Below are 9,230 nucleotides of genomic sequence, written 5' to 3' on the forward strand. Positions count from 1 at the left end.
CTTGGTCGCCGTATTGCTATCCAATGTGCCGTCGTTGACGGTAAAGCTGATGGTGCGGTTGCTGGTGTTGGGCGTGTCCGAGCTATCGGTGTAGGTGACCGAGCGCAACGCCGCTTGCCACTGGGCCGTCGTGGCGCTTGCCCCCGCCGAGGTCAGCGTCAGCACCCCGGTCGCGCTGTTGTAGCTCGCCGTGATATTACCCATGGTGGCGGGGTTGTTGGTGAACGCCAGCACATCCTCGCCGCTGTGGAAGTTGCCGGTGATGGCAACGGTGGCGCTGGCGAGGGTGGCGTTGTCCGCGTCGCTGACCGTGACGCCGCTGTCGATCGCAACCGGCGTCCCAGCGACGTTGTTGCCTTCGGTGAACCCGGTGGCGCCGCCGCTGGTGGTAGCCACCGGCGTGTCGTCGACCGCGGTGACGCTGACCGTCTTGGCCGCGGCATTGCTATCGGACGTGCCGTCGTTGACGGTAAAGCTGATGGTGCGGGTGCTGGTGTTGGGCGTGTCCGAGCTGTCGNGCACCCCGGTCGTGCTGTTGTAGCTCCCCGAGATGTTGCCCATGGTGGCGCCGTTGTTGGTGAACGCCAGCACGTCCTCGCCACTGTGGAAGTTACCGCTGATCGCCACCTTGCCGCTGGCGAAGGTGGTGTTGTCCGCATCGCTGAACGTGACGCCGCTATCGACCACCACCGGCGTGCTGGCGACGTTGTTGCCTTCGGTGAACGGGGTCGTGCCGCCGCTGGTGGTGGCAACGGGGGCGGCGTTCGGGCTGTAGGTCTTGTCGAGGATACCGCCGGTGTCGTTGTAGATCTTGCCAACGGCCGTTGGGCTGATACCGGTGGCCCCTCCACCGAGTGCCGGGCCACCCGCCCCGCTCGCGCCTGCGTTGCCGGCTATCGCCGCATAGGCCGAAGCCGTGATGTGCACGGTGCCCTGGTTCCATATGGCACCCACGCCCAGGCCACCGGCACCGCCGCTTGAGGCGCTCCCGCCCAAGCCGCCCCCGCCGCCGCCGCCGCCGCCTGCGCCCAGGTTGTTGCTGATGATCGAGTTGCCAACCACATTGAGGGTTGCGCCAGTCGCGTTGAAGATGCCGCCCGCCGCACTGCCGCCGGCGGCCCCGGTGGCATCCCAGCCGCTGCCGCCACCGCCACCGCCAATCGAGATGGTGCCATTGTTGGCAGTCCCCCCGTTGCCGCCGCTCGAATAGCCTGCGACGCCGATGCCCCCCGCACCGCCAGTGGTGGCGCCGCCATGGCCTCCCATGTAGTTCGGGTTGTAACCGCCTCCGTTGCCGCCAACGCCGGCATGGCCTGACGTACCGGCATAGACACCTGTTGCGAAGCCAGCCGCGCCCCCCGCTCCACCGCCAATGCCGGACATGCCGCCACCGCCGCCGCCGCCGCCGCCAACAGCGCCACCAGCATAGGGGGCCGCCACACCACCGCCACCGCCGCCACCGGAAGCCGCATTGGCCGTGACGGTGACATCCGTCAGAGTCAGCGTCCCGGCGTTGTAGATGCCGCCACCTTGCGCGGCGGTTGCAGCTACGCCGCCGGCCCCGCCCATGCCCGAAACCAGGCCATGTTCGATCACCAGCCCCTCCAGCCCGACGGTCGAGCCGGAGGTGATTTCCAGCACGCGGCCGTTGTAGTGCCCATCGAGCGTGACGTCGGCGATGCCGTCGTGATTGATGTCGCCATCGATGGTGAGGTTCTTGCTGATCACCAGCAGCGAATTGCCCGACGTGAGGGTCGACAGGTTGATCGTCATGCCGGTGCTGAAGGTGATGGTGTCACCCGCTAGCGCCGAGGCGATCGCGCTGCGCAAAGTGCCGGCACCGGTATCTCCGCTGCTCGTCACGGTGATCAGGGCCAGGTCGTGCGTATAGGCGGCTTCCGCGCTGGCCGACAGTACCGAGGTGGCTTCGATCTGGCCGGTGGTGATTTCCAGGTTCCAGTCGCTGCCCGCGCCGGTGCGGTTGTCCGAGGCGGCAATATCGCGGCCTGTCAGCGCCGCCAGCGAGTCGATGAACGACAGGCCGGCCGCGCCTTGCGCGGTGTTGCAGGCATAGATCAGGATGTCGCCACCGGCCTGGATGCCGCCGCCGACCTTCGCCAGGCTGCTGGCGTAGCTGCCAACGTTGTCGCCGGAAAGATAGGTATTGCCGAGCCACAGGTCGCCAGCCTCGCCGTGCGCAATGATCTGGACGGACCTGGCGCCGGGGTGGGCGGACAGGTAGTCGGCCATCTGGGCCAGGCCGTCCGCGTTGCGGTTCAGGTAGACGATTTCCGTACCGGGCGCGACGCCGGCCAGCAAGCTGGCGCTGTCCTCCACCCGGCTATCCACGAACAGCACGTTGTGGCCGGATGGCACCGTAGCGGGCGCGCCGGCTTCGGCGGGCGTGGAAGCGTGGCTGGCTGTATCCGCTGGCTGCGCAGCCGCTGGAGCGGCGGCCGGCGCCACATGGCTGTCCGCCGGGTGGCTGTCGGCCGCGTGGCCATCCGCCGGCGCGCTGTGGCTATCGGCTGCCGGGTGGGCCGCTGCGGCCGTGGCCACAGCGGCGCCATCGAACATGATGCGTGGCTCCAGCGCCATGATCAGCGACGATGACAGCGGGCTTGCCCCCTTTGCGGGCCGGTCGGGCATCGCAACCGCGTTGTCTACCTTCTGCTTCCGGGTCCACCACATATCGCTCTCCTCGCGCATCCTCACCGTGCGCGGCTCAGGGAGCGCACGGCGGGCTGGAATCTGCTATTCGGCTTCCTGAATCGTCCGGCGAGCCGCCGGCCCTGCGTTGTCGCGCTGATCGATCTGACCGGGCTAGTCGAGTTTCGCGCGAATGACATTGGCCGCGCTCGTGCTGCCGTCCTCCCAGAATGACAACGCAGCGTATTTCTCGAACAGGTCCGGCGGCAGGATGCTGCGCCGCGCTTGCCTGGCTACCTTGGATTTCACTTGGTGTAAGCCTGAGACGCCCAGGGCCTGGTCGAACTCCGGCGCGTCGTATTGCACGTTATTGAAATCGTGCTCGAACCAGGGCTCGCCAATAAAGTCGTAGACCAGGCGCATTACCTTGTCGGGCGCCTGGCTGAGCAAATCGTAGTCGACCAGCAGCAGGGAACCGGCGTTTTCACCGTAATACGCTTCCTTGAGCGCGGCCCACGCAAAGCCAACCAGGCGATTGCGCTGCGCCAGGGTATCGACCCGGCTATAGACGGTGCTGCGCTCGGCGTCGTCGGAAAACAGCTTGGTGTTTTCATACGGATTGGCGCGATACAGGCGCTCGAGGCTGTCCATGACCCAGGCGACATTGCGCACGCAAGCAATCACCTTGGCACTGGGAAACAGATCCTGGAGAGCAGGCATGCGGGAGCACCAGTTGCGATTGGTGTCGAATACCACGCCCTTGCCGGCCTTGTCCGCATAGTAGCTATCGAAGAGGCCACGCAGCAGCCTACGGCGCTGGTCCTGGTCGATCACGGGCCCGAACTCGCTGCCGGCGCTGCATTGCGCCAGGACAGCATTAAACAGCGTTCCCACCGGGCTGGTCATCCCTGCGTGAAAGCGAGGATTCTGCAGGAGTAGCGCGGACAGAAGCGTCGACCCTGACCTGGGCAAGCCCGACATAAAGTGGAACTGATTATGAGGCACCCCAAACACCGCCTTTTTTGTATTTTAAGCCTGGTAGTTTATGCGATCCGTATCGCGCCTGTACGTAGAACAGGCAAGACGGATCACGCGAGCAGGGGAATTTCCAATCCGACCTGTATTACAAAATATTTGCTTGCTGCCAGGCATTTTCCCCTAGATCGGGCACCTCGTGCGGGCCACCGGGATGGAACCCCTCCAAAGGGGGGACGGGTTGGAGTCCGTCACCTGGCTTACGGGCATACGCTATCCGCGCTGCAAAGTGTCGTCGGCAAGCAACATCCGACGGCACTGCCAACCCGGCGGTGGCGAGACAAGGCAGTGGCCGGGAACGCATTGGGCCGTTCGATGCTGCGAAACCGAACACGAAATCGGGTCAGCTTCCCGCGGCTCTTGCCACGAGTGCCTCCTGTCCGCTCGCGGACAAGAGGCTCCGTTTGGCCCTCTCACTTGTAGGAGCGCTCAGAACTTCAATATCTCGTCTGCCGTATTGAGAATCCGGGCGGAGGACTGCTGGGCACGGCGCACAATGCTGTCCACGTCGTAGGCTAGCAAGCGGCCGTTCCGCTTGGCCAGTCGCCCGTCGACTAGCACTGTGTAGACGTTGCTGGCCGTGCCGCTCTGCACAATCGCCGTTTCGGTATTGCCGATCGGCCAGATGTTCGGGCCGTTGGCCCGCACGAGAATGATGTCCGCACGCTTGCCCGCATTAATCGATCCAGTAATGTCACCGATCCCCATGGCGATGGCCCCATTGATCGACACCATCTCGATCACCTCTTGCACGCTGACCGCAGACGCCCGCTGTCCCAGACCCATCGGCATCGGTCTTTCCCAGCGCCTTTAGCATTGGGTTCTCGCCCGTACCGTCAGCAAGATTGCCATTTCGCAGTATCGTGGGGCAACCACGATCCCTATGCGGCAATCAGTTATGCACAGTCCCGTGCCAGTACATCGGGTAGCGGATTACTCGACGTCGGGGCGCGCGGACATTTGAATGCCGCCAGCCAACTGGATGACTTGGTTGAGGGATACCGGCTCCTGCAGCATTTTGACGCGAGCGCGCCCACCTGACAGGCAATCTCGCGAGCTAGTGTCTGGTCGCAATGGGAACTGCGGCCTGGTACGCCTGGCTGAATCGGCGCTAGTGCACGGTTTCGGCGGGATCATGCTCTACAGGGGCATTGCTGTCAGGGTGCTCGCTGCTGTCAGCTTCCTGATCTTCTCCGACAGGCGGGCGCAGCCATGACCGGTCGCCAGCGGGCATGATGGCGCCTCTGACCTCACCACAACAAACCAATGTCACGCGGTCATGAGCGCGATCTGTTGCTGGCAATCTCCCGTAGGAATCGGATCGAAGCCTGTTCCAGTTGTGCGATGCCTGGCTCCTCCACTGGAAAGTGACCACAGTTTTCCAGCATCACCAATCTTTTGTCGCCCTTGATGCGGTCAAAGAACTGCCGGCTCGATTCGAAGCCCGTCCAGCGATCGTTTTCCGAGTGTGCCAGCAGGAGAGGACAGTGGTCGAAGTCCTCGGGCTCAATGTCCGGCCGCACGGCGAAAATTGACTGCATGAAATTGACCGGCACACGTACGCCACCACCATAAGGATCCTCGGCAACGAGTCGGTTAAGCAATGAATCGTTCGACATCGCGCCCATTTTGGTAAACCACTTCACGGGCAGTCTCAGTCCGCCGATCAGAGGGGCGCAGAAGGGCAACAGGGGCATCATGACGTGGCGCACCAGCGCGTTGCGGGCAAACTGTCGTTTCACCAGCGGCGAGCGCGGATCCGCAAGGGTTGTGGCGATCACGCCAGCAATCGGGCCGTAACCCATCCGCGCCGCGCACATGTAAGCCAGATAGCCACCAAGGCTGCCGCCGCACAATACCACGCGTCGCCCGGTGTTCTGGTACTCGATGGACGCCAGATCGCATAGCAAGTTGGTCCACGCCTTATAGGAAACCAGTGAAGGGGGCGCCTGACTCAATCCATATCCCGGTAGATCCGGAGCTACTACCTCGTAGCCGGCGCCGTGCAGCAGCTTGCCAATCGGCGCGAACAGCCGGCCGTACCCTCCACCTCCATGCACTACGATCACCGTCAGCGGCGATGCAGCGCAGGGAAATCGATCAACATGGATCGATGCTCCTCTCCAGGCGAGCCACTCTTCATTCGGGCCGCTGGCGGCGGTTACTCGCGCGTGTCCGGGAAAAAAGGGTTGGTACTGTTTCCAATAGGTTTCCGTCTTGTAGCTTGCCTGGGGCATAGGTAAATGATGTGCGGAACGCGTTATCCAGGGCAATCACTCAACTGTTGGGGGCGTGGAAGGTCAGCATGAATCCGCGTTGCGCGGGCCTTCATTAATGCAGGGGCGACGTACAGGCGATGCGAGGCGCCGCTATTTCCTCGCTTCGCACGCCATCCGCACCGCCAGACCTGTCAGAACGCCTCCCATCAGCCAGCGCTGCAGCGATAGCCATGACGGGCGTCCTGACAGGAAGATAGATATCGATCCGGCTGTCACGACGATAAGCGCATTTACAGCGAGGCTGATCGAAATCTGAACGCTGCCGAGCGCCAGCGATTGGGTAAGAACACTGCCGTGTCCTGGCGTAATAAACTGGGGAAGGAAAGACAGATACATGACGGCGATTTTTGGATTCGCCAGGTTAGTGATAAACCCCATGCCAAAGAGCTTTATTGGGGTATCGACCGGTAGGTCGCGCACTGCAAAGGCGGACCGTCCGCCCGGTTTGACCGCTTGCCAGGCAAGATATAGAAGGTACAAAGCGCCGCCAAAGCGAAGCGTGTCGTATGCGTAAGGTACCGCAAATACGAAAGCCGTAATTCCGAATGCCGCGCAGAGCATATAGAACACAAAGCCCAGAGCAACACCTCCCAACGAAATGAGGCCTGCGCGTCTACCCTGGCAAATTGAGCGGGAAATTAGATAAATCATGTTCGGCCCCGGCGTTAAAACCATTCCCAACGCCACAAGAGCGAACATGAGCAATTGTGTGAAATCAGGCATAACCCATCTCCAAGGGTAGTAGGTAATGCCCAGGCGCGCGGCGGCTAACAACCTCACGCTCCCCGATAGTGCCCTATCTGTATGCGCCAGTCACATGAGTTCAGAAATCCTAGCACGTCTTCTAATTTGCTGCCTCGATCCGCATGCCCCTGCTCTTCTTCAGGATTCCGTCACACAACTCCTGCGTGAGCACGCTGAGGCGATTCTTTGAATCCAAACGCAAGTCAAGTGGACAGATATGGCCTGCACTAGTCCGACCTGCAGAACGCAGGTTGTTTTGCTGAACATGTTTCCATTGCCGTTGCCCGGCGAAGCCGCATCCGCGACGCCCAAGGCCACGCATGGGACGGTCATGGGGGAAATTGCGTGCGCCAGCAGTAAATCACCAATGGTGGTGCCATCTTGGTCCCTTGCCATGCGTCGACACCTCTCGGCGTCAAGGCGCCGGCCGGAGCCCCCCAAGTGCTGGTGAATCGGCTGCTGCAGTCTGCTGACCGCGGCAGCGCGATCAACACGGCGTTGCAGCATTGGCGCAAGATCAGCGCGCTGCAGGTCGCCGATCCGTTCGGCGCACCCTAAGCATGGTCCTCCGTGTACCGGCTTCGCACGGGCGGAAACGGTGGGCAAGCGTACCAGTCTGCAAAGGTAGGACCGTGCTTGCGCAAGCCGACGCCTTGGTACATATGCGACAGTTGCGGAGCGGACGTGCCGCCGGTCGGATATGGTTGTGGGCAACTGTCGCCCTGAAAGAATCGGGTGTACGCCCGACAGGCCGCCAATGCTCTTTTGTGATGATGTCTCGTGCAGAAATACCTTGAGTGCCTGACGACACTCTTCCTCGCACGATCCGGCGGCCTCGCTTTCGTCGATCCATCCCTTCTCATGGTGTATTCGTGACGTGAGGTTGGCGCCTCTGAACCGGGACACACCGAAGCTTTGCTCTGTGCACAGCGAATACTTCAGCGGCCGGCTAGTGAGCGCAGGAGCGTCGGGACCTTAGCGTTGCTGGTGGCCTGCACACGGGCGATGAGTGCGTAATCGACCTGGCTCACTCCGTACGTCTGAGCGATATCGTATTGCAGTCGATGCCACAGATGACAGGTCATTTCAGCGTCGGCCATCGCTCGGTGTGCACGTCCGGCCTTAGGCAATTGCAGCATATCGACGAGTGTTGATAACCTGTGATTTTGAGCGTGTGGGTAGATACGCCTGGAAGTGAGCATCGTACACGCGAAGTGCTGATTGGCTGCGATGTCCAGAAGTCCAAGCTCGGCTTGCCAAAACCTTCGATCAAAACCAGCATTGTGGGCTACCACCGGATGTCGGCCGACAAACCGGGCCGCTTCACTCATGACCTTCGATGCAGCCGGTGCATCTGAAATCATGTCATTGGTGATGCCGGTCAGGCTTACAACCTGCGAGGGGATACGCCTTCCCGCGTTCATCAAGCTTTGAAAACGGTCGACGATCTCGCCGTCGCGCAACAAAATGACAGCAATTTCCGTCGCTCGGTCACCTCGACTTGGCGACAATCCCGTCGTTTCAAAGTCCAAAACCGCAACCGTCTGCAACCTGCTTCCCCTTGTTTCTTAGAATGAGATACGCCCGGGATTCGCAAAGAACTAGCCATATCCTCTGCAAGCCTATGATTGAAAAGAAAATTCATCGCTTGCAGTAACTGAGCTTCGTTTATCCGACCCGGTAAAACTCCACCGATTGCCCTGCATTGACCGCCCGCTGCAGCCAATCGGGCATCTCGCCCTGCCCGTCCCAGCTCATTCCCTGGGCGTTCCGGTAGCAGACCGGCGGCGGCGGGGGTGGCGGAGGCGGCGGTGGGTCGAAGCACCCCGCCGCCTCCAACTCTTCCAGAGTCAGCCCATAGTCGGCCATCTGGGCCTGGATCCAGCGGATCGCCGCCGCCCGCTCATTGTTGGCTGTCTTTGTCGTCACTGCTATCGCTGCCGTCTTCCGGGGTGAGGGAGGCCGTAGGCGCGCCCTGATTTTCGTCCAGTTTTTTGCCCGGCTTATCGCTCGGCTTTTCGCTCTGTGCTTGGTTCTCGTTCGGGGCTGGGCCGTCGGCCTTGCGCCGCCGCCCGCCACCACCAGCTCAGGCGGCCCCACCCGCAATTCTGCCAGCAACTGGCGCACCAGCGCCGCTTCGGCTTCGGCGCGCTCGGCCCGGCGCTGTGCCGCGGCCAGCTCCGCCTGCATGGTGTCTAGGTCGTTGACCGATTTGCGCTGCGCCTGCGCGACGCTGGCGAGCCGATCGGCGAGCGCCGCGGACTGCGCCTCGAGCCGGGCGCGGACTTCGGCCGGCCCAACTCATTGCACCGTTAATGAAGGTCATTATACGATCACCCCAATAAGAGAGTGCTGCGGTGCTGCGCCATTTTCCCAATCTGTAAACGTTTCCGGACCACCAAAGACAAAACCCCTCGCAGCACACGCTGTCGAGGGGTTTTGGGAATAAGAGCCTGGCGATGACCTACTTTCACACGGGTAATCCGCACTATCATCGGCGCGGAGCTGTTTCACGGTCCTGTT

Annotated in this window: 8 protein-coding genes and 1 riboswitch; of the genes, 1 reads left to right on the top strand and 7 read right to left on the bottom strand. The window is 61.9% G+C overall.

What is annotated here, in order from left to right; genetic code table 11:
• The 3 genes from DN412_RS45595 to DN412_RS41205 form a co-directional block, all read right to left on the bottom strand.
• Nucleotides 1-2,709, bottom strand: a 2,709-nt coding sequence (locus tag DN412_RS45595) for a DUF4347 domain-containing protein (protein ID WP_425267494.1), incomplete at its 3' end; no start/stop codon positions are given.
• 114 nt (nucleotides 2,710-2,823) lie between these two features.
• Nucleotides 2,824-3,630, bottom strand: coding sequence for a sulfotransferase family protein (locus tag DN412_RS41200; protein ID WP_115216770.1), 807 nt, complete (start codon nucleotides 3,628-3,630; stop codon nucleotides 2,824-2,826).
• A gap of 483 nt (nucleotides 3,631-4,113) precedes the next feature.
• Entirely contained in the window at nucleotides 4,114-4,476 is a 363-nt protein-coding gene (locus DN412_RS41205; RefSeq protein WP_115216771.1) for an amidohydrolase family protein, read from the bottom strand.
• Between the two features lie 24 nt (nucleotides 4,477-4,500).
• Here DN412_RS41205 and DN412_RS41210 point away from each other — a divergent pair, with 24 nt between their 5' ends.
• Nucleotides 4,501-4,725, top strand: coding sequence for an alpha/beta hydrolase (locus tag DN412_RS41210; RefSeq protein WP_244223079.1), 225 nt, complete (start codon nucleotides 4,501-4,503; stop codon nucleotides 4,723-4,725).
• Between the two features lie 236 nt (nucleotides 4,726-4,961).
• On the opposite strand, the gene DN412_RS41220 is transcribed toward DN412_RS41210, so the two are convergent.
• From DN412_RS41220 to DN412_RS41235, 4 genes are all read right to left on the bottom strand, one after another.
• Nucleotides 4,962-5,921, bottom strand: a complete 960-nt coding sequence (locus DN412_RS41220; protein ID WP_115216772.1) for an alpha/beta hydrolase — start codon at nucleotides 5,919-5,921, stop codon at nucleotides 4,962-4,964.
• Nucleotides 5,922-6,053: 132 nt separating this feature from the next.
• Nucleotides 6,054-6,686: a LysE family translocator gene (locus DN412_RS41225; RefSeq protein WP_115216773.1), complete on the bottom strand. Its 633-nt coding sequence runs from the start codon at nucleotides 6,684-6,686 to the stop codon at nucleotides 6,054-6,056.
• Nucleotides 6,687-6,706: 20 nt separating this feature from the next.
• A riboswitch (ZMP/ZTP riboswitch) is annotated at nucleotides 6,707-6,790 on the bottom strand.
• Nucleotides 6,791-7,645: 855 nt separating this feature from the next.
• Complete coding sequence (locus tag DN412_RS41230) at nucleotides 7,646-8,257, bottom strand: 3'-5' exonuclease (RefSeq protein ID WP_115216774.1); 612 nt, start codon at nucleotides 8,255-8,257, stop codon at nucleotides 7,646-7,648.
• Nucleotides 8,258-8,375: 118 nt separating this feature from the next.
• Complete coding sequence (locus DN412_RS41235) at nucleotides 8,376-8,576, bottom strand: H-NS family nucleoid-associated regulatory protein (protein ID WP_244223080.1); 201 nt, start codon at nucleotides 8,574-8,576, stop codon at nucleotides 8,376-8,378.
• Between the last annotated feature and the right edge of the window lie 654 nt (nucleotides 8,577-9,230).

It is taken from the genome of Cupriavidus lacunae (genome assembly GCF_003353055.1).
Taxonomy (GTDB): domain Bacteria; phylum Pseudomonadota; class Gammaproteobacteria; order Burkholderiales; family Burkholderiaceae; genus Cupriavidus; species Cupriavidus lacunae.

Excerpts from the sequence above, each read along its gene's own strand:
- DN412_RS41200 (WP_115216770.1), bottom strand. The coding sequence starts at position 3,630 with ATGTCGGGCTTGCCCAGGTCAGGGTCGACGCTTCTGTCCGCGCTACTC.
- DN412_RS41205 (WP_115216771.1), bottom strand. The coding sequence starts at position 4,476 with ATGCCGATGGGTCTGGGACAGCGGGCGTCTGCGGTCAGCGTGCAAGAG.
- DN412_RS41220 (WP_115216772.1), bottom strand. The coding sequence starts at position 5,921 with ATGCCCCAGGCAAGCTACAAGACGGAAACCTATTGGAAACAGTACCAA.
- DN412_RS41225 (WP_115216773.1), bottom strand. The coding sequence starts at position 6,686 with ATGCCTGATTTCACACAATTGCTCATGTTCGCTCTTGTGGCGTTGGGA.
- DN412_RS41235 (WP_244223080.1), bottom strand. The coding sequence starts at position 8,576 with ATGGCCGACTATGGGCTGACTCTGGAAGAGTTGGAGGCGGCGGGGTGC.